Origin of the sequence: Streptomyces liliiviolaceus (genome assembly GCF_018070025.1) — a bacterium.
GTDB lineage: Bacteria > Actinomycetota > Actinomycetes > Streptomycetales > Streptomycetaceae > Streptomyces > Streptomyces liliiviolaceus.
Genome location: NZ_JAGPYQ010000002.1, coordinates 1,076,683 through 1,096,391, shown reverse-complemented (window position 1 = coordinate 1,096,391; position 19,709 = coordinate 1,076,683). Strand labels below are relative to the sequence as shown.

The 19,709-nt window shown below is 71.4% G+C and carries 19 protein-coding genes and 1 pseudogene; 14 read left to right on the top strand and 6 right to left on the bottom strand.

Annotated features, from left to right (window positions below):
• Positions 1 to 31: 31 nt before the first annotated feature.
• The gene (locus J8N05_RS40220) at positions 32 to 388 is read right to left on the bottom strand and encodes a DUF1844 domain-containing protein (RefSeq protein WP_107019820.1); all 357 of its coding nucleotides are present in this window, start codon (positions 386 to 388) and stop codon (positions 32 to 34) included.
• Between the two features lie 412 nt (positions 389 to 800).
• Between J8N05_RS40220 and infC the strand changes: the two are divergent.
• The 10 genes and pseudogenes from infC to J8N05_RS40170 all read left to right on the top strand — a co-directional run bounded on the left by infC (position 801) and on the right by J8N05_RS40170 (position 12,303).
• Positions 801 to 1,491: pseudogene (gene infC, locus J8N05_RS40215) on the top strand (translation initiation factor IF-3).
• Positions 1,492 to 1,620: 129 nt separating this feature from the next.
• Positions 1,621 to 1,815, top strand: coding sequence for a 50S ribosomal protein L35 (gene rpmI, locus J8N05_RS40210; RefSeq protein ID WP_019065473.1), 195 nt, complete (start codon positions 1,621 to 1,623; stop codon positions 1,813 to 1,815).
• A 94-nt stretch (positions 1,816 to 1,909) separates the two neighbouring features.
• A complete protein-coding gene (gene rplT, locus J8N05_RS40205) occupies positions 1,910 to 2,293 on the top strand; it encodes a 50S ribosomal protein L20 (protein WP_024494113.1) in 384 nt (127 codons plus the stop codon).
• A 192-nt stretch (positions 2,294 to 2,485) separates the two neighbouring features.
• A complete protein-coding gene (locus tag J8N05_RS40200; RefSeq protein ID WP_210892002.1) occupies positions 2,486 to 3,328 on the top strand; it encodes a TrmH family RNA methyltransferase in 843 nt (280 codons plus the stop codon).
• Between the two features lie 121 nt (positions 3,329 to 3,449).
• Complete coding sequence (locus J8N05_RS40195) at positions 3,450 to 4,595, top strand: sensor histidine kinase (RefSeq protein WP_210894180.1); 1,146 nt, start codon at positions 3,450 to 3,452, stop codon at positions 4,593 to 4,595.
• 196 nt (positions 4,596 to 4,791) lie between these two features.
• Positions 4,792 to 5,934: a phenylalanine--tRNA ligase subunit alpha gene (pheS, locus tag J8N05_RS40190; RefSeq protein WP_210892000.1), complete on the top strand. Its 1,143-nt coding sequence runs from the start codon at positions 4,792 to 4,794 to the stop codon at positions 5,932 to 5,934.
• Entirely contained in the window at positions 5,934 to 8,435 is a 2,502-nt protein-coding gene (pheT, locus tag J8N05_RS40185; RefSeq protein ID WP_210891998.1) for a phenylalanine--tRNA ligase subunit beta, read from the top strand. The genes pheS and pheT overlap by 1 nt, the downstream gene beginning before the upstream one ends.
• Positions 8,436 to 8,771: 336 nt before the next feature.
• Entirely contained in the window at positions 8,772 to 9,896 is a 1,125-nt protein-coding gene (locus J8N05_RS40180; RefSeq protein WP_210891996.1) for a PP2C family protein-serine/threonine phosphatase, read from the top strand.
• Positions 9,897 to 10,253: 357 nt separating this feature from the next.
• Positions 10,254 to 11,594, top strand: a complete 1,341-nt coding sequence (locus J8N05_RS40175) for a transcriptional regulator (protein WP_210891994.1) — start codon at positions 10,254 to 10,256, stop codon at positions 11,592 to 11,594.
• 163 nt (positions 11,595 to 11,757) lie between these two features.
• Positions 11,758 to 12,303: an NUDIX hydrolase gene (locus J8N05_RS40170; protein ID WP_107019813.1), complete on the top strand. Its 546-nt coding sequence runs from the start codon at positions 11,758 to 11,760 to the stop codon at positions 12,301 to 12,303.
• 21 nt (positions 12,304 to 12,324) lie between these two features.
• Here J8N05_RS40170 and J8N05_RS40165 read toward each other — a convergent pair whose 3' ends face one another.
• Together J8N05_RS40165 and J8N05_RS40160 are read right to left on the bottom strand one after the other, a co-directional pair.
• Positions 12,325 to 12,582 carry a hypothetical protein gene (locus J8N05_RS40165; protein WP_210891992.1) on the bottom strand — a complete coding sequence of 86 codons (258 nt, stop codon included), beginning with the start codon at positions 12,580 to 12,582 and terminating at the stop codon, positions 12,325 to 12,327.
• A gap of 310 nt (positions 12,583 to 12,892) precedes the next feature.
• Positions 12,893 to 13,792, bottom strand: coding sequence for a 3-hydroxybutyryl-CoA dehydrogenase (locus J8N05_RS40160; RefSeq protein ID WP_282108200.1), 900 nt, complete (start codon positions 13,790 to 13,792; stop codon positions 12,893 to 12,895).
• A gap of 147 nt (positions 13,793 to 13,939) precedes the next feature.
• Here J8N05_RS40160 and J8N05_RS40155 point away from each other — a divergent pair, with 147 nt between their 5' ends.
• Positions 13,940 to 15,229: a glycoside hydrolase family 10 protein gene (locus J8N05_RS40155; protein WP_210891988.1), complete on the top strand. Its 1,290-nt coding sequence runs from the start codon at positions 13,940 to 13,942 to the stop codon at positions 15,227 to 15,229.
• A 1-nt stretch (position 15,230) separates the two neighbouring features.
• Here the strand turns inward: J8N05_RS40155 and J8N05_RS40150 are convergent, their stop codons facing one another.
• Positions 15,231 to 15,428: a DUF1918 domain-containing protein gene (locus J8N05_RS40150; protein WP_210891986.1), complete on the bottom strand. Its 198-nt coding sequence runs from the start codon at positions 15,426 to 15,428 to the stop codon at positions 15,231 to 15,233.
• A 93-nt stretch (positions 15,429 to 15,521) separates the two neighbouring features.
• Positions 15,522 to 16,511: a DMT family transporter gene (locus J8N05_RS40145; protein WP_210891983.1), complete on the bottom strand. Its 990-nt coding sequence runs from the start codon at positions 16,509 to 16,511 to the stop codon at positions 15,522 to 15,524.
• Between J8N05_RS40145 and J8N05_RS40140 the strand changes: the two genes are divergently transcribed.
• The 3 genes from J8N05_RS40140 to J8N05_RS40130 all read left to right on the top strand — a co-directional run bounded on the left by J8N05_RS40140 (position 16,510) and on the right by J8N05_RS40130 (position 19,135).
• A complete protein-coding gene (locus tag J8N05_RS40140; RefSeq protein ID WP_210891981.1) occupies positions 16,510 to 17,958 on the top strand; it encodes an aminotransferase-like domain-containing protein in 1,449 nt (482 codons plus the stop codon). The two genes, J8N05_RS40145 and J8N05_RS40140, sit on opposite strands and share 2 nt — an antisense overlap.
• Positions 17,959 to 17,975: 17 nt before the next feature.
• Positions 17,976 to 18,413, top strand: a complete 438-nt coding sequence (locus J8N05_RS40135; RefSeq protein ID WP_210891979.1) for a GNAT family N-acetyltransferase — start codon at positions 17,976 to 17,978, stop codon at positions 18,411 to 18,413.
• 137 nt (positions 18,414 to 18,550) lie between these two features.
• Positions 18,551 to 19,135: a histidine phosphatase family protein gene (locus J8N05_RS40130; RefSeq protein ID WP_210891977.1), complete on the top strand. Its 585-nt coding sequence runs from the start codon at positions 18,551 to 18,553 to the stop codon at positions 19,133 to 19,135.
• A gap of 29 nt (positions 19,136 to 19,164) precedes the next feature.
• Here the strand turns inward: J8N05_RS40130 and J8N05_RS40125 are convergent, their stop codons facing one another.
• Positions 19,165 to 19,623, bottom strand: coding sequence for a DUF6314 family protein (locus J8N05_RS40125; protein ID WP_210894170.1), 459 nt, complete (start codon positions 19,621 to 19,623; stop codon positions 19,165 to 19,167).
• Between the last annotated feature and the right edge of the window lie 86 nt (positions 19,624 to 19,709).

Sequence of the window (19,709 nt, the reverse complement as noted above, 5' to 3'; positions counted from 1 at the left end):
ATATTTTGAAGCGGGGTCTCGGGGCCCTGGCTCAGCCGTAGACCGGGCCCGTGTACTTCTCGCCCGGGCCCTGGCCCGGCTCGTCCGGGACGAGCGACGCCTCGCGGAACGCCAGCTGCAGCGACTTCAGGCCGTCACGCAGCGGCGAGGCGTGGAAGGAGCTGATCTCGGTCGCGCTCGCGTCGAGCAGCCCGGCCAGGGCGTGGACCAGCTTGCGCGCCTCGTCGAGGTCCTTGTACTTGTCGCCCTCCTCGGACAGGCCGAGCTTCACGGCGGCGGCGCTCATCAGGTTCACGGCGACCGTGACCAGGACCTCGACCGCGGGGACCTCGGCGATGTCGCGGGTCATGTCGTCGAAACCGGGGGACTCAGGAGGGGTGTCACTCATGCCCCACACGATAGGCCCAGACCCGTGGGCCGAGGCCCGTCGGCCCCCGCACGCGGCAGGGGCGCGCTCCCTCCGCGGGCGAGCCGGAACCGGTGCCCGCACACCGATTCGCACCACCCGGGGGGAACTGCTAACCTTGTGTAACGACCGGCCGGACACTCCTGTGCCCGGCCCACAAGTGGAGGCTCCGAACTCCCACCCGGCCATCCTCAGGGAAGGCGGGTCACCCGGTCAGGCGACCCCCATCGTTCCGTACGGACGATGGAGCCGCTGGATATGCGCCCCGCGGTTGACCGCGGCGGTGCTCCGGTCATCCTTGGAGCCACCGCCTGTGTCCCGTCCGGGGCATTTTTCATGTCCCATGGCGGTTGGTTCAGTGAGAAGACGTACGCGAGCTGTCTGCCAGACAGCCGTGTGGTGCTATCCGAGGAGGATCCATCAGCGCCGAGCCCCGCATCAACGACCGGATTCGCGTTCCCGAGGTACGACTTGTCGGTCCCAGCGGTGAGCAGGTCGGGATTGTTCCGCTTGCCAAGGCCCTGGAGCTTGCGCAGGAATACGACCTCGACCTGGTCGAGGTGGCCGCGACCGCGCGTCCGCCGGTCTGCAAGCTCATGGACTACGGGAAGTTCAAGTACGAGTCGGCCATGAAGGCCCGTGAGGCGCGCAAGAACCAGGCGCACACGGTCATCAAGGAGATGAAGCTCCGGCCGAAGATCGACCCGCACGACTATGACACCAAGAAGGGTCACGTCGTCCGGTTCCTCAAGCAGGGCGACAAGGTCAAGATCACGATCATGTTCCGTGGTCGCGAGCAGTCCAGGCCGGAACTCGGCTACCGACTGCTGCAGCGGCTCGCCTCGGACGTCGAGGACCTCGGGTTCGTCGAGTCGAACCCGAAGCAGGACGGCCGAAACATGATCATGGTTCTCGGCCCGCACAAGAAGAAGACAGAGGCGATGGCCGAAGCCCGCGAGGCCCAGGCGGCCCGCAAGGCGGAGGCGAAGGCCAACCCGGGCAAGTCGCAGAACCACGCGGGTGACGACATCTCCGACGAGGAGGTCGCCGCGACCGAGGCCGCAGAGGCTCCCGCCGAAGCCTGATCCCGGGGTGCGAGTCCCAGGGGTTTCCGGACGCGAGTCCGGGGACGTCAACCGATACATATGACGTTCCGTTGTGCCCGGTCTGACGACCGGGCACAGGAACGCCACCGACGAGGAGAGAACGGCGCCATGCCGAAGAACAAGTCGCACAGCGGTGCCAGCAAGCGCTTCAAGATCACCGGCTCCGGCAAGGTGCTCCGCGAGCGTGCCGGCAAGCGCCACCTGCTTGAGCACAAGTCGTCGCGCGTGACGCGCCGCCTCACCGGCAACGCCGAGATGGCCCCCGGCGACGCCAAGAAGATCAAGAAGCTTCTCGGCAAGTGACGTCCGGCGCTTCGGCGCCGCACGTCAGGACCGGGACCCCATCGATTTCGGACCGTGTGACGACCACCACGGTCCCGCTACAAGGAGTTAAAAAGTGGCACGCGTCAAGCGGGCAGTCAACGCCCACAAGAAGCGCCGGGCGATCCTCGAAGCCGCCAGCGGCTACCGCGGTCAGCGTTCGCGTCTGTACCGCAAGGCCAAGGAGCAGGTCACCCACTCCCTGGTCTACAACTACAACGACCGCAAGAAGCGCAAGGGCGACTTCCGTCGGCTGTGGATCCAGCGCATCAACGCTGCGGCCCGCCAGAACGGCATGACGTACAACCGCCTCATCCAGGGTCTGAACGCCGCCAACATCGAGGTGGACCGCAAGATCCTCGCGGAGCTGGCCGTCAACGACGCCAACGCGTTCGCCGCGCTCGTCGAGGTCGCGCAGAAGGCCCTGCCGTCGGACGTCAACGCGCCCAAGGCTGCGTGACGCTGGCGCTGGCCCCGGCCGGAACCTTCGTGTGGGCTCGCTTGCCTCAGGGCTGCGGGCCCACATTTGTTTTGTTCGAGTGTGTTCTGTCCGAGTCTGATCTGTCCGAGTGTTCTCTTCAAGATCTTCAAGAGGGGCAGCCCTCTCGGCGCGGCAAGCGGTACGCGCCGCCCGTGAACCGAAGGTGAATCCATGTCCAGCGGCCCCGAGCTGATCTCCCCCCGCTCGCAGCGCGTCTCCGCCGCCCGGCGGCTCGCGAGGCGCAGCTTCCGGGGCAAGGAGCGGCTGTTCCTCGCCGAGGGACCCCAGGCCGTGCGGGAGGCCGCCGCCCACCGCGTCGGCACCGACCCCGCGCTCGTCGAACTGTTCGCCACGGTCGACGCCGCCGAGCGGTACGCCGACATCGTGGGGGAGGCCCGGGCCGCCGGAGCCCGGCTGCACCTCGCCGCCGACGACGTCATCGCGGACATCTCGACGACCGTCACCCCGCAGGGACTCGTCGGGATCTGCCGCTTCCTGGACACCCCCTTCGAGGAGATCGTCGCGGCCCGGCCCAAGCTGGTCGCCGTCCTGGCCCACGTCCGGGACCCCGGGAACGCGGGCACCGTCCTGCGCTGCGCCGACGCGGCCGGCGCCGACGCCGTCGTCCTCACCGACGCCTCCGTCGACCTCTACAACCCCAAGTCCGTACGGGCGTCCGTCGGCTCGCTGTTCCATCTGCCCGTCGCGGTCGGCGTCCCCGTGGAACAGGCCGTGCAGGGGCTCAGGGACGCCGGCGTCCGCATCCTGGCCGCCGACGGAGCGGGCGAGGACGACCTCGACGACGAGCTCGACAAGGGCACCATGGGCGGGCCGACCGCCTGGGTCTTCGGCAACGAGGCGTGGGGGCTCCCGGCCGAGACGCGTGCGCTGGCGGACGCCGTCGTGCGCGTCCCGATCCACGGCAAGGCCGAAAGCCTGAACCTCGCGACGGCCGCCGCCGTATGTCTCTACGCGTCGGCTCGCGCGCAGCGTGCCCGCCGTGCTCGTTCCTGAGGGGGTCCGTCCGGTCACTCCCAGCTAGTAGGGTGACGGGCCCGGGGACCCGCCCCAAGCTCTCGGCTGCGCTTGAGCAGGGAGGTTGCCCCGGATGCCGGACGAGAGGTGGGGTACGGGGATGGGTGTCGGCACGAGCGGTGCGCAGAGCGCGCTGCGGGCACACGAGGTGCGGAGCGCCCCCGCGCCCCGGCACGCCGATCCCGCGGAACTCGGCATCGACCCCGACGACCTCCCCGACGGCCTCGTGATCGCCGACGAGCGCGGCCGGGTGATCTGCTTCAACGCCGCCGCCGCCCGGATCACCGCCACCCCCGCCGCCGAGGCCCTCGGCCACCATCTGGAGCGGGCCCTGCCGCTGGAGGACCTCGAAGGCCGCCGCTGGTGGCAGCTGACCGACCCGTACGGCGGGCTCGCGATCCGGGTCGGACAGCCCGAGCGCAACCTCCTGCTGCCGGGCGGCCGGGAGGTCCTGGTCACCGCGCGGTACATGCGGGTGCGGCCCCTCGGCCCGGTCCGCCGGGTCGTCGTCTCGCTGCGCGACACCGAGGGCCGCCGCCGCACCGAGCGCAGCCACGCCGAGCTGATCGCCACGGTCGCCCACGAACTGCGCTCGCCGCTCACCTCCGTCAAGGGCTTCACCGCCACACTGCTCGCCAAGTGGGAGCGCTTCACCGACGACCAGAAGAAGCTGATGCTGGAGACGGTCGACGCGGACGCCAACCGGGTCACCCGCCTCATCGCCGAACTCCTCGACATCTCCCGCATCGACTCCGGGCGCCTGGAGGTACGGCGCCAGCCGGTGGACATAGGCGCCGCGGTCGGCCGCCACATCCAGGCGTACGTGGCCTCGGGGCAGTCCGCCGACCGCTTCCTGCTGCGCATCGGCCAGCCGCTGCCCGACCTGTGGGCCGACCCCGACAAGGTCGACCAGGTGCTCAGCAACCTGCTGGAAAATGCGGTGCGGCACGGCGAGGGAACCGTCACCATCGACGTAGCGCCCGCGCCCTCGCCCCGTGAAGGGGAAGAGGTCTGCACGTCGGTCACGGTGAGCGACGAAGGCCCCGGCATCCCGGAGGAGTCCATGAACCGCGTCTTCACCCGCTTCTGGCGGGGCAGCAAGCGCGGCGGCACCGGCCTTGGGCTGTACATCGTCAAGGGCATCGTGGAAGCCCACGGCGGCACCATCACCGTCGGCCGCGCCCCCGAGGGCGGCGCGGAATTCCGATTTACGTTGCCCGTGGGCACCCCGGCGTATCTGCAGTAACGCCGAAGCGGCCCCACGGGCGCATCCGCACACCCCGCTCGGCCCGGACCAGGCGTCCGAGCCGGGCGCTCACCCCCGTTAGACTCGGTCTTTGGCACCTTTGCGTCCCCTTTTCAGGGACACGCATTTCAGGGACAGGGCGTCCCGCGAGTCGCGACGGGGACCGTCGGCCAACCAATCGGAAGCACGGGAAGAGATGTCGGCACCGAACAAGTCGTACGACCCTGTTGAGGTCGAGGCACTGAAACCGGAAGAGATCGAGCGCATGCGGGACGAGGCGCTCGCCGCCTTCGCCGCCGCCGGTGACCTCGACACGCTCCAGGAGGCCAAGGTCGCCCACACCGGCGGCGCCTCGCCGCTGGCCCTCGCCAACCGCGAGATCGGCGCCCTGCCCCCGCACGCCAAGGCCGCCGCCGGAAAGCTCGTCGGCCAGGCCCGCGGCGCGGTGAACAAGGCACTCGCCGGCCGCCAGGTCGAACTGGAGGCCGAGCGGGACGCCCGCGTGCTGGTCGAGGAGGCCGTGGACGTCACACTGCCGTACGACCGCGTACCGGCCGGCGCCCGGCACCCGCTGACCACCATGATGGAGCGGGTCGCGGACGTCTTCGTGTCCATGGGATACGAGATCGCCGAGGGCCCCGAGGTCGAGGCGGAGTGGTTCAACTTCGACGCCCTCAACTTCACCCCGGACCACCCCGCCCGGCAGATGCAGGACACCTTCTTCGTCCAGGGCGCGAAGGGCGAGCAGGGTGCCGAGGGCTCCGGCGACGAGTCCGGTGTCGTGCTGCGCACCCACACCTCGCCGGTGCAGGCCCGCGCCATGCTGGACCGTGAGCCGCCCGTCTACATCGTGTGCCCCGGCCGCGTGTACCGCACGGACGAGCTGGACGCCACGCACACCCCGGTCTTCCACCAGATCGAGCTGCTCGCCGTCGACGAGGGCCTGACCATGGCCGACCTCAAGGGCACCCTGGACCACATGGTCCAGTCGCTCTTCGGCGCCGACATGAAGACCCGGCTGCGGCCGAACTTCTTCCCCTTCACCGAGCCGTCCGCCGAGATGGACATGCTCTGCTACGTCTGCAAGGGCGAGTCCGTCGGCAACCCCGACCGTCCCTGCCGCACCTGCTCCAGCGAGGGCTGGATCGAGCTGGGCGGCTGCGGCATGGTCAACCCGCGGGTGCTCACCGCCTGCGGTGTGGACCCCCAGAAGTACAGCGGATTCGCCTTCGGGTTCGGCATCGAGCGGATGCTGATGTTCCGCCACAACGTCGAAGACATGCGAGACATGGTCGAGGGTGACGTCCGGTTCACCCGGCCGTTCGGGATGGAGATCTGATGCGGGTCCCGCTTTCCTGGCTGCGGGAGTACGTCGACCTCCCCGCCACCGAGACCGGCCGCGACGTGCAGGCCGAGCTCGTCTCCGCCGGCCTTGAGGTCGAGCGCGTCGAGCAGCTCGGCGCCGGTCTCAAGGGGCCGCTCGTCGTCGGCAAGGTGCTGACCATCGAGGAGCTGGAGGGCTTCAAGAAGCCCATCCGCTTCTGCACCGTCGACGTCGGCACCGCCAACGGCACCGGTGAGCCGCAGGAGATCGTCTGCGGCGCCCGCAACTTCGCCGTCGGCGACAAGGTCGTCGTGGTCCTGCCCGGCGCCGTCCTGCCCGGCGACTTCGCGATCGCCGCCCGCAAGACGTACGGCAAGACCTCCCACGGCATGATCTGCTCCGGCGACGAGCTGGGCATGGGCGACGACGGCAGCGGCGGCATCATCGTCCTGCCGCCCGAGCACGAGGTCGGCACGGACGCGATCGAGCTGCTCGAACTGGTCGACGAGGTCCTCGACATCGCCGTCACGCCCGACCGCGGCTACGCCCTGTCGATGCGCGGCGTGGCCCGCGAGACCGCCACCGCCTACGGCCTCGACCTGCGCGACCCGGCGCTGCTCGACGTGCCCGGCCCGAACGCCTTCGGGTACCCGGTCCAGGTCGCCGACCCGCTGGGCTGCGACCGCTTCACCGCGCGGACCGTCACCGGTCTGTCGCCCGAGGCCCGCTCCCCGATCTGGCTGACGCGCCGCCTCCAGAAGGCCGGCATGCGCCCGATCTCGCTGGCCGTCGACATCACCAACTACGTGATGCTGGAGCTCGGGCAGCCCCTGCACGCGTACGATCGCTCCCGGATCCAGGGTGCGATCGGTGTGCGCCGGGCCGAGCAGGGCGAGAAGCTCGTCACCCTCGACGGCGCCAAGCGCACGCTGGACGCCGGGGACCTGGTGATCACCGACGACCGCGGGCCCATCGGTCTCGCGGGAGTCATGGGCGGTGCCAACACCGAGATCGACGACACCGAGGGCACCACCACCGAGGTCGTCGTCGAGGCCGCCCACTTCGACCCGATCTCCATCGCCCGCACGGCCCGCCGGCACAAGCTGGCCTCCGAGGCGTCCAAGCGCTTCGAGCGGGGCGTCGACCCCGAGGCCGCTGCCGCCGCCGCCCAGCGCACGGTCGACCTGCTGGTCCTCCTCGCCGGCGGCACCGCCGACGCGGGTGTCACCCAGGTCATCTCCCCGTCCGCGCCGCACACCATCACCATCCCGGCGAACCACCCGGACAAGGTCGCGGGCGTCGACTACGGCCGCGAGACCGTCGTACGCCGCCTCCAGCAGGTCGGCTGCGACGTCTACGGGCAGGACGAGCTGATCGTCACCGTGCCGTCGTGGCGGCCCGACCTCACCGACCCGAACGACCTCGCCGAGGAGGTCATCCGGCTTGAGGGCTACGAGAACCTGCCCTCGACGCTGCCCAAGCCCCCCGCGGGCCTGGGTCTGACCGACCGGCAGCGGCTGCACCGCCGGGTCGGCCGCGCGCTGGCCGGCGCCGGGTACGTGGAGGCGCTGAACTACCCGTTCATCGGCACCGAGGTCCTCGATCAGCTCGGCCTGGAGGCCGACGACCCGCGCCGCACCGTGGTGACGCTCGCCAACCCGCTCTCCGACGAAGAGCCCGCGATGCGTACGACGCTGCTGCCGGGGCTCCTCGGCGCGCTGCGCCGCAACGACGGCCGGGGCTCGCACGACCTGGCGCTCTTCGAGACCGGTCTGGTCTTCCGGCCGACCGGCCAGGAGCACAAGGCCGAGCGGCTGTCCGTCGACCGTCGGCCCACCGACGAGGAGATCGCCGGGATCGACTCCGCGCTGCCGCGTCAGCCGCGCCGCGCCGCCGTCGTCCTCGCGGGCGCCCGCGAGCAGGCCGGCTGGTGGGGCAAGGGACGCCCGGCCGACTGGGCGGACGCGGTCGAGGCCGCGCGCACCGTCGCCCGGGAGGCCGGTGTCGAACTGACCGTGCGCGGTGACCGGCACGCGCCCTGGCACCCGGGGCGCTGCGCCGCGCTGTACGCCACGGTGGACGGCGAGGAGACGCTCGTCGGCCGTGCCGGTGAGCTGCACCCGCGGGTCGTCAAGGCGCTGCATCTGCCGGAGCGCAGCTGCGCCATGGAGATCGAGCTCGATCTCCTGGAGCAGGCGGGTGCCGGTGCGCCGGCCGCGCCGCGCATCTCCACGTTCCCCGTCGCCACGCAGGACGTCGCGCTCGTCGTCGCACGTGACGTGCCGGCCACGGAGGTCGAGGCCGCGCTGCGTGAGGGTGCGGGTGAACTCCTGGAGTCCGTGCGGCTGTTCGACGTGTACGAGGGAGAGCAGCTCGGCGAGGGGCGGAAGTCGCTCGCCTACGCGTTGCGCTTCCGTGCGGGGGATCGCACGTTGACCGTGGACGAGGCGTCTGCGGCCCGGGACTCGGCGGTTGCCCTCGCGGGCGAGCGTACGGGGGCTGTTCTGCGCAGTTAGCTCCGCCGGTTCTGATGGGGGCGGGGGACTGCGGGTCGTCGGTCGGGTGCGGGTCCGATGTGGCTGGCCGCGCAGTTCCCCGCGCCCCTAGCGGGCGTTGCCCTCGGGCTGTGTGGTGATGTGCAGGTGCATCGTGGCCGGTCGCGCAGTTCCTCGCGCCCCTGAAGACACAGGGCGTCTCCTTGTGGAGGCGCCCTTTGTGCTGTTTGTGGGGGGCTCACTCATTTGGGTGACAAGTGTGGGGGGTTCGGGGCGGGTGGGGGGCCGGGTCGACAGAATCGACCCGGCCGAAGAGGCCGGTGGCTGTGCTGCACAGGGCCTAGGGGGGCCGTCGGCATGATCCGTTTCAAGGCTGGGGTGCCCCGTCGGGCGGGGCACCGGGGGAAACACCTGACCTTCGGTCGCACACGGGCCGGCGCCCGCCGTCGGCAGCGGCTGCGCCGTCTGCTCGCACTGGGACTGCCCACCGCCTGGGGCGCGGTGGCGATCACCTACAAGCTGGCCTGCCCGCTGGCCCAGCAGAACGGCCTCGGCGCGCGGATCGCCACCTGCGCCGTGTTCTTCGCCGTCGGCACCGGACTGATCCTGCACGTCAGACGAGGGCTGCTGCGGGAGTTGCGGCAGATCCGCAGAGTCGCGGGGGCCGCTCAGGGCGTTCTCCTGCGCCCCCTGCCGCCGAGCGTCGACGGGCTGAACGTCGCGGCCGCCCAGGTCTCCGCCGACCGCGGGGCCGGCGTCGGCGGCGACCTGTACGACGTGATCGGCACGGAACACGGCGTCCGGGTCGTGATGGGCGACGTCCGCGGGCACGGACTGGCCGCCATCGGGACCGTCGCCGCCGTACTGGGCAGCTTCCGCGAGGCCGTCCACGACGAACCCGAACTCCCCGGCGTACTGCGGAAACTGGACCGCGCCATGGCCCGGCACCTCAGGGAGCGCGCCAAGGCCGAGCACCCCTCGTCCGGGCTCGACCCCGACAGCCCGGTCGCCGAGGAGTTCGTCACCGTACTGCTGCTGGAGATCGGCCACGACGGCGAGATGCGCTCCCTGAACTGCGGGCACCCCTGGCCGTATCTGCTGCGCGGGGGCGAGGGCGGGGACCGGGTGGAGCATCTGGGGTTCGGTGATCCGCTGCCGCCGCTCGGGGCCTTTCCGCTCCCCGCCGAACTGCCCGTCACCCGCTGCGGGCCCCTGCTGCCGGGCGAGGCACTGTTCCTGTACACGGACGGCGCCGAGGACGCCCGCGACGGCGCGGGCCGCTTCTTCCCCCTCCCCGCCGCCCTGGCCGAGGCGACCCGCACCCACCCGACCTCCCCGCAGGAGGTCCTGGGCGCGGTCTTCACCCAACTGCTCACCCACGCAGACGGTTTCCCGACGGACGACGTAGCCCTCCTGGTGGTGGCCAACGGCAGAACCCAGGTCCAGACATCCCACCGAGAGCAACTGGCAACGCCCCTCTAGGCGCGCGAGGCTGTGACATATGCGGCTCCGCCGCGTGAGCGCGACCAGCCACATCGAACCCGCACCCGACAACAAACGCCCAGTTGCCAAGCCCAGCCCAGTGGAACGGCACCGTCCGCCCGCCACGGAGTGTCGGGCAGGCAGCGGGACGGACGGCGTGATTCCGGGCCGCCGCACTGTACGAGGGGGAGCCGGCGGCCCGGCCGGCCTCTTGCGAGGCATTTCAGTCAACCGGCTCACAACTCTCCGCGACAGCGCGCGCACTGCCCGGATCCGGGCACTCCGTTCACACCCCGTGTGAAGGGGGAGGCGCTAGGTTGAACAGCACCGTCTGCACCCAGCCATCGGATGGCCTTCATGCAGCCCAACACTCTGCTCGACGCGATCCTCGACGAGGCCGGAATCTCCCACGCGGGACTCGCGGCCCATGTGAACCAGGCGGGACGGGTGCGCGGTCTCGCACTCCGCTACGAACACACCGCCGTGGCGCGGTGGTTGAAGGGCCAGCGCCCCCGTGGCCAGGTGCCCGACCTGATCTGCGAGGTCCTCGCCATCCGGCTCCAGCGGCCCGTCACGCTCGACGACATCGGCCTCGGCGTACCTGGCGAACCGGCCACCCCGCACGGCACGACCCTCTCCGGTTTCGTCGAGCGGGCCACCGCGCTGTGGCGCTCCGACGAACAGCAGCGCCCGCACATACTCGGCGCCCCCGCCGTCACCGGCACGCCCGCCGTGATGCCCGTGTGGGAGTGGGAGAACCCGCCGGAGGACGTGGACGTCTCACGCGGCGGACGCCACCGCGTCCGTATGTCCGACATAGAGATGCTGCGCGCCGCCCGCGCCCACTACGAGCAGATGTACCGCAAGGCCGGCGGCGTCGCGACCCGTACGCGCATCGTCGGATTCCTCAACTCCGAGACCGCGCCGCTGCTGCGCGGCAGCTACACCGACGCCACCGGCCGTCAGCTCCACCGCGCCACCGGCGGCCTGGTGGCGATCGCCGGCATCTGCGCGTACGACTCCGACGCGCACGGGCTCGCCCAGCGCTACTTCCACCAGGCGCTCAGGCTCGCCAAGGCCAGCGGGGACAGGGGACTCGGCGCCTATGTGATCGCGCTCCTCGTCAACCAGGCGCTGTTCATGCGTGAGCACCGGCAGGCGGTGGCCTTCGCCGAGGCCGCGCTGCGCGCCGCGGGGCGCCACATCACACCGGCGCTCGCGTCGGACCTCTCCGCGATGCAGGCCAAGGCGTACGCGCACCTCGGTGACGGCAGCAGCGCGCTGTCCTGCATCCGGCGTGCCGAGCAGGCCGCCGACCGCATCCGGCGCGGCTACGAGCCGGACGAGACCGGTTATGTCCAGCCGGGCCTGGTCAACGTGCAGGTGGCGGAAGCGCTGTTGAGCCTCGGCGATCTGACCGCCGCGCGGGAGCACGCGGCGGCCGCGGTGGACAATCCGGCGCACGACCGGGGCCGGGTGCACCGGCTCGCCATGCTCAGCCAGATCGAACTGCGCCAGGGGAACGCGGACAGAGCGGTGGTCACCGCGGTCGAGATGGCGGAACGGGCGCGCGGGATGGAGTCCCAGCGGCTGCGCGACAGACTGCGGGCGGTACGCGAACACCTGGTGGCCAGCGGATGCGCGGGCACCTCCGAGGCCGCCGAACTCATCGACGGAGCACTGCGCGTGCCGCTCTAGGAACAGCTCCGACATCGACCGTCCCGACCGCCCGGGGGGCCACGAGCCCTCCTGGCGGGTGCCTTCGCGCCTGCCACTGCGCCGGGAGCGGCACACTGCGAGCCTGCTGTGCGGACACTCCTGCTGCGATATTGCCACCTACCCGTCGAAAGGTGGCAGAAAAGTGCAGTGGACGAAACAGAACGAACAAATCGTGTACGCAAATCGCTGGTTCAGCGTCAATCTCGCAGATGTCGCTTTGCCCGACGGCCGGCATCTCGATCACTTCTTAATCCGGCTGCGTCCCGTCGCCGTGGCCACTGTCGTGAACGAGGCGAACGAGGTGCTGCTGCTGTGGCGGCACCGCTTCATCACCGACAGCTGGGGATGGGAGCTTCCCGCGGGTGTGGTCGAGGACGGCGAGGACATCGCCGTCGCGGCGGCCCGCGAACTGGAGGAGGAGACCGGCTGGCGGCCGGGACCTCTGCGTCACCTGATGAGCGTCGAGCCCTCGAACGGGCTCACCGACGCCCGGCACCACATCTACTGGGCCGACGAAGGCGCGTACATCGGGCATCCTGTGGACGACTTCGAGTCCGACCGCCGGGAATGGGTTCCCCTGAAGCTCGCTCCCGACATGGTCGCCCGCGGTGAGGTTCCGGCCGCCAATATGGCTGCCGCGCTGCTCCTCCTGCATCATCTGAGGCTCGGGCAGGACGCCTTGCCCTGATCCCCCACCGCGTCCACGGGCTCAATGGCCCAGAGCCTGCCAGACCGCCACGGCCAGCGCTCCCACTGCCGTGACGACCGCGACCGCGCGCAGCGGCCAGCGGGTGTGCTCCAGCGCGATGACCCGACTGCTCAGGTCGTCGAGCTCCTTGGCGGTCTGTTCGGCGCGATGACTGAGCAGAGTCATGCACCCCTCGACGGTGGCATGGGCCACATCGAGACGGCGCCGTAACTCTGCGACTTCTCCTCGGACCACGGGATGCTCCGGGTCGGCGGTCACGTGTCCGCTCCTTTCCGTAGTCGTCACATCCCTAACATGTGCACGGAAAGTCAACAGGCCTGGTGGGTGCGTGGGGAGCGTGTGCGAGGGGCATATGCGTGCCCGCGGCGCACACGGTGTGTGAATACGGCGGACCCGGCCCTCAAAAGAGAGCCGGGCCCGCGCAGGCCAAGACTTATACGGAGGGTGACCGCTTCGGCGTGGCGGTGGCCCGGGCGCCTTAAGGGGCGCGGGGAACTGCGCGACCAGCCACAGCGGCCCCGCACCCGACAACCAACCCGCGGCCCCCCGAACCGCCAGGCGGGACCGCCTACGGATACGTATAGAACCCGGACCCCGACTTCCGCCCCAACCGACCCGCGTCGACCATCCGCTGAAGCAACGGCGGAGCCGCGTACAACGGCTCCTTGTACTCCTCGTACATCGAGTACGCGACCGAGGCCACCGTGTCGAGCCCGATCAGATCGGACAGCTTGAGCGGCCCCATCGGATGCGCGCAGCCCAGCTCCATGCCGTTGTCGATGTCCTCACGGCTGGCCATCCCGGACTCGAACATCCGGATCGCGGAGAGCAGATACGGGATCAGCAGCGCGTTGACCACGAAGCCCGAGCGGTCCTGCGCACGGATCGCGTGCTTGCCGAGGATCTTCTCCACCAGGGACTGCGCCCGGCTGATGGTGCCCTCGGACGTGGTCAGCGCCGGGATCAGCTCGACGAGCTTCTGCACCGGGGCCGGGTTGAAGAAGTGGATGCCGATGACCTGGTCGGGCCGCGAGGTGGCGACGGCGAGCTTCACCAGCGGGATGGAGGAGGTGTTCGAGGCGAGGATCGCGTCCTGCCGCAGCACCACCTGGTCGAGCACCTGGAAGATCTCCGTCTTCACCTGCTCGTTCTCGACGACCGCCTCGATCACCAGATCGCGGTCGGAGAACTCGCCGAGGTCGGTCGTGAAGGAGAGCCGCGCCTGGGTGGCGTCCCGCTCCTCCTCGGAGATCTTGCCGCGCTCGGCGGCCTTGGAGAGCGAGTTGTAGAGCCGCGTCCGGCCAATCTCCAACGCCTCACCAGTGGTCTCGGCGACCTTCACATCCAGGCCGGCGCGGGCGCACACCTCGGCGATGCCCGCTCCCATCTGGCCGCAGCCCACCACTCCGACGCGTTCGATGTCGGTCACATCGTCCCTTTCGCTCTCACTGTCCGCTCTCACTGTCATGGCTCCGGCGGGTGTCCGTTGTCCGGTACCCGCCGACGCCACGCACGTTACTCCGGATCTGTCCACGTACGACGGGCCGGGTCGTGCATGCTGTGCGGGATGGACGGTCCGTGACCGGGCGGACCCACTGCGTTTGGGGTGCACGGCATGGGGCGTATGTCACGACGGGGATTCGCGATGACCGCGGCGGCCGGACTGTCGGGACTCGTCACCGCGGGAGTGGCTGTGGCGGCGGAGCTGTCCGGGGGAGGGGGCGGTGGAGGAGGCAGAGGCGGGCACGACGGCCGCCGGCACCGGCGCCGGGACCCCGCCGGTGCGCTGCGCGGCATGTGGCTGGCGACCGTGGCCAACCGCGACTGGCCCTCGAAGGCGGGCCTGAGCGCGGCGCAGCAGCGCGCCGAACTGCTCGCGCACCTCGACACGGCGGTGGAGCGCCGGCTGAACGCCGTGATCTTCCAGGTGCGCCCGACGGCCGACGCCCTGTGGGACTCGCCCTTCGAGCCCTGGGCGCAGTACCTGACCGGTGTCCAGGGCAAGGACCCCGGCTGGGACCCGCTGGGCACCGCCGTCACGGAGGCCCACGCGCGGGGGCTCGAACTGCACGCCTGGTTCAACCCGTACCGGGTCGCCAACCACACCGACCCGACGCGGCTCGTCGCCTCGCACCCGGCCCGCCTCCACCCCGACTGGATCGTGCCCTACGGCGGGAAGCTCTACTACAACCCCGGTCTGCCCGAGGTCCGCGCCTTCGTGCAGGACGCGATGCTGGACGCGGTGAAGAAGTACGCCGTGGACGCCGTCCACTGGGACGACTACTTCTATCCGTACCCGGTCGCGGGCCAGGTCTTCGACGACGACGCCGCGTACGCCGCGCACGGCGGCCAGTTCCCCGACCGGGCCGCGTGGCGGCGCAACAACATCGACCGCCTGGTGCTGGAGACGGCCGCCCGGATCAAGGAGGTCCGGCCCGGCACCCGGTTCGGGATCAGCCCCTTCGGGGTGTGGCGCAACGCCACGACCGACCCGCTGGGCTCGGACAGCCGGGCCGGCGTGCAGACGTACGACGACCTGCACGCGGACACCAGGAAATGGGTCCGGGAGAACTGGATCGACTACATCTGCCCGCAGCTGTACTGGAACATCGGCTTCGCCGCGGCCGACTACGCGAAGCTCGTCCCCTGGTGGTCGCAGGTCGCGCAGGGCAGCAGGACGAAGCTGTACGTGGGGGAGGCGCTGTACAAGGCCGGCGACCCGGCGCAGCCCGCGGCCTGGCAGGACCCGGCCGAGCTGTCCGCGCATCTCACGCTCGCCGCGGACCATCCGCAGGTGGCCGGACATGTCTTCTTCTCGGCCAAGGAAGTGGCCGCCGACCGGATCGGAGCCATGGCGAGGGTGGTCGCCGACCACTACCGGCAGCCGGCGAAGCCCTCGCGCTGATTCAGCGGGGAGTGTCCTCGTGGTGCTGGACCACGCAGTCGGGGCCGGGAGACATCAGGGACTCGTGACCGTCCTCGAAGCGGACCCGGTACGGGGGACTCCCCTGCTGTCCGAGCACTTCGATGACTTCCGCGACCCGGTCGTGCTGCCCGACGATCCTGCCGTGCACCAGCAGATGGTCGCCTACGGTTGCCTGCATCTGTAGGGCCTCCTCGTTCCGCACGGGAGTGGCGATTCGTGACCGCAAGTCTACGGCGGGTAGCGCGTGTTGGGGCCGGACCGGACGAACCGGTCAGCCCCGGGCCCGTTGCGTGACGGCGATGCAGACGAGTACGGCGGCCGCCGTCAGCGGGGCGGCCGGGGTCAGGTGCTCGCCCAGCAGCAGCACCGACCACACCAGGGTGAGCAGCGGCTGGGCCAGCTGCAGCTGACTGGCCTTCGGTATGCCGATCGCGGCCATCCCGCGGTACCAGACGACCAGGCCGAGGAACTGCGAGCCGACGGCGACCCACAGCAGCCCGGTCACACTGTGCGCGGTCAGCTCCACGGGCTCGTACGCCAGGGCGATCGCGGCCACCGGCACCGTGAGCGGCAGACACAGGACCAGCGCCCAGCCGATGACCTGCCAGCCCGGCATCACCCGGGCCAGCCGGCCGCCCTCCGTGTAGCCCGCCGCGCAGATCAGCAGGGCGCCGAAGAGGTAGGCGTCCGCGCTGCTCAGGGCGCCGCCGCTCTGCTGCACGGTGAACGCGATGACCACGGCGGCGCCCGCGGACGCCGCCGCCCAGAAGGTGCGGGAGGGGCGGGTGCCGACGCGCAGGGCCGAGAACAGGGCGGTCGTCAGGGGGAGCAGCCCGACGACGACCGCGGCGTGCGCGGTCGTCGACGTCTCCAGGGCGAGGGTGGTGAGCATCGGGAAGCCGAGGACGACTCCGGCGGCGACGACGGCGAGCCCCGCCCGGTGCCGTCGGCCGGGGACCGGGACGCGCAGGGCGAGCAGACAGCCGCCCGCGACGATCGCGGCCAGGAGGCTCCGCACGGCCACGAGTGACCAGGGGCCGAAGCCCTCCAGGCCCCACGCGGTGGCGGGAAAGGTGAGGGAGAAGGCGACGACGCCGAGCGCGGCCATGAGGGTCCCGGTCCGCGGATCCGGCCGGCCGGCGTCCCGGACGCCTCCGGAAGGGCCGCCGGGCGTGCCGGGCGCACGGGATGTTCCGGACGCGCGGGGTGTGCCGGGCACCGCTATCGAGGTACGCGTGGTAGCGCTATTCTCTGCTCTCATGCATGAGCGTAGCAGTGTCGCTGATCTGGCCGATCGGCTGCGGGACGAGCTGGACCGCTACTCTCCAGGTGGAAAGCTGCCGTCCAGTCGCGCACTCGTCGAGCGGTTCCGGGTGAGCCCCGTGACCGTGTCCCGGGCACTGGCCCAGCTCTCCGCCGAAGGCCTGGTGGTCACCCGGCCCGGGGCGGGCGCGTTCCGGGCCGCGCCGCGCGCCGCCGGTCCCGCCGTCGGGGACACCTCCTGGCAGGAGGTCGCCCTCAGCGCGGACGCCACGACCGAACTCGTACCCCGCACGGTGGACGCCTCGGGCGTGCTCGTCTCGCTGGCCGCCCCGCCGCCGGGTGTCATCGAGTTCAACGGCGGCTATCTGCATCCCTCGCTGCAACCGGAACGGGCGATGGCCGCGGCGCTGTCCCGGGCGGGCCGCCGCCCGGGCGTCTGGGCGCGCCCCCCGGTGGACGGACTGCCCGAGCTGCGCGAGTGGTTCGCGCGGGGCATCGGCGGCGCCATCACCGCCGCCGAGGTGCTCATCACCGCCGGCGGCCAGTCCGCGCTGACCACCGCGCTGCGCGCGCTCGCCCCGCCCGGCGCCCCGGTCCTCGTCGAGTCACCCACCTACCCCGGCATGCTGGCGATCGCCCGCGCGGCCGGACTGCGGCCCGTGCCCGTGCCCGTGGACCGGGACGGGGTGAAACCGGCCCTGCTCGCCGACGCCTTCCGCGCCACCGGCGCCCGTGTCTTCGTCTGCCAGCCGCTGTTCCAGAACCCGACCGGCGCGGTGCTCGCCCCCGAGCGGCGCGGCGAGGTGCTGCGGATCGCCCGCGATGCGGGCGCGTTCGTCGTCGAGGACGACTTCGTACGACGGCTCGTCCACGAGGACGCCGGGCCGCTGCCGCGACCGCTGGCCTCGGACGACCCCGACGGAGTCGTCGTGCACGTCTGCTCGCTGACCAAGGCCACCTCGCCGAGCTTCCGGGTGAGCGCGCTGGCCGCCCGCGGGCCCGTACTGGAACGGCTGCGGGCCATCCAGGTCGTCGACACCTTCTTCGTACCGCGACCGCTCCAGGAGGCGGCCCTCGAACTCGTCGGCTCGCCCGCCTGGCCCCGCCATCTGCGAGCCGTCTCGGCCGAACTGCGGGTCCGGCGCGACGCCATGGCCGCCGCACTGCGCCTGCGGCTGCCCGAACTCGCCCTGCCGCACATCCCGTCCGGCGGCTACCAGCTGTGGCTGCGGCTGCCCGACGGAACGGACGAGTGGGCGCTCCTGTCCGCCGCCCTGCGCGCGGGCGTGGCCGTCACCCCGGGCCGCCCGTACTTCAGCGCCGAACCCCCGGCGGCCCACCTGCGCCTGAGCTTCGCGGCGGTCGCGAGCACCGCCGAGATCGCTGAGGGAGTCCGCAGGCTGCGCACGGCCTGCGCCGAAACCGGTTCGACAGCGGAGGCCTGACCTGCGACTCTCCCGCCATGACCGACATACCCAGCCCGCCCGAGGGCTACGAGATCTCCGCCGACCCCGCGCGCATCGACGTCGACCGGGTCCACCGCTGGCTCGCCGAGGACGCGTACTGGGCGCTCGGCCGACCGCGCGAGAAGCAGGAGCGCGCGATGGCCGGATCGCTCAACTTCGGTGCGTACGAGACGGTTTCGGGCGACCAGGCGGCGTACGCGCGCGTGGTGACCGACGGGGCCACCTTCGCCTGGCTCTGCGATGTGTACGTGGACCCGTCCGCGCGGGGCAAGGGGCTCGGCACCGCCCTGATCACCGCAGTCCGCGACCACCTGAGCCCCCTCGGCCTGCGCCGCGTGCTGCTCGCCACCCACGACGCGCACGGCGTCTACGAGAAACTAGGGTTCAAGGCGCTCGACCGGCCCGACCGCTGGATGGCACTGGGCCTCGAATGACGGTGTCCTGAGCGACGGTGCCCTGATTCTCCGTCCGTGGGCCGTACACGAACTTTGTACGGGCCTTCGCGTGAGTATTCCGTGTGTGCCGTCGATCAGCTCTTGACCAGCGCAGTTCCGGCGCTCACGATCGCCGCATGCATGTTCGGGTCACGCTGATCGCCGCCGCCCGCGGTTCCTCGTTGCTCGCCGAGCGCTTCGACGACGACCGGCCGCTGGACCAGGCGGGCTGGGGCGAGGTGCAGCGCGTCGCCCATGCCCTCGTCCCGCTCGCCGCTGCCGAGCTGCGCTACTGCTCGCCGACCCCGCGCAGCCGGGCCACCGGTGACGCGCTGGGTCTCGCGCCGCTGGCCCAGCCGGCGCTGCGGGACTGCGACATGGGCCGCTGGCGCGGTCTGACCCTCGGCGAGGCGATGGCCCGGGAACCCGACGCGGTGGACGCCTGGCTCGCCGACCCGTACTCCGCGGCCCACGGCGGCGAACCGCTCGCGGAGTTCATCCAGCGGGTCGGCGGCTGGCTCGACACCCGCCCCGCCGACGACGGCGGCCGGATCGTCGCCGTGGCGGAACCCGCGGTCGTCCGGGCCGCGCTCGTCTACGCCCTGAAGTCGCACCCGTCGACGTACTGGAACTTCGACGTCCGTCCGCTGTCGACGGCCACCCTCATCGGCTGGGCGGGCCGCTGGAACCTGCGCTTCGACGCCCAGTACGAACGCGTGTAGTCCGTGACGCGGGCAGCGGGTATGCGTGGTCAGGTGCGCGTGTAGTCCGTGGTGAGGACCAGGTCCTTGGCGGGGCCGCCCACGCGCCACACCGTGCGCCAGCGGTCCGTGTCGCGCACGGTGAACTCGCCCCGGTAGAGGTCCGCCGAGCACGGATGGTCGGTGACGTGCCTGCCGGTGGCGAGGTCCAGGTCGTGGAAGGGGCGGCCGTCGGCGAACCGCACGTCGGCCCGGCTCGCCCCGCCGTCCGGCAGGAACCTGAGGGTGCGCTCGGCGGGCCGGGCCACGCCCTGCCACACGAAGGTGCCGGACTCGTGGTGGAGCAGCCCCTCGGAGGGGCCGGAGCCGCCGCCGTCCAGCCGCTCGAACACCGTCACCCCGCGGAACGTGCCCTGCGCCCCGCTCGCGAGATCCCGCACCGAACGCTCCACCCGCCAGCTCCCGGCCAGGTACGCCAGCACATCGTCCACCGGCCGGAATCCGGCCATCCCCTCCGTCACCGCGGCCTCTCCTGTCCAACCCATTGACGTGATCCTGCCCCCTACCTATCTTGCCGTTCGAAGTACTGATCAGT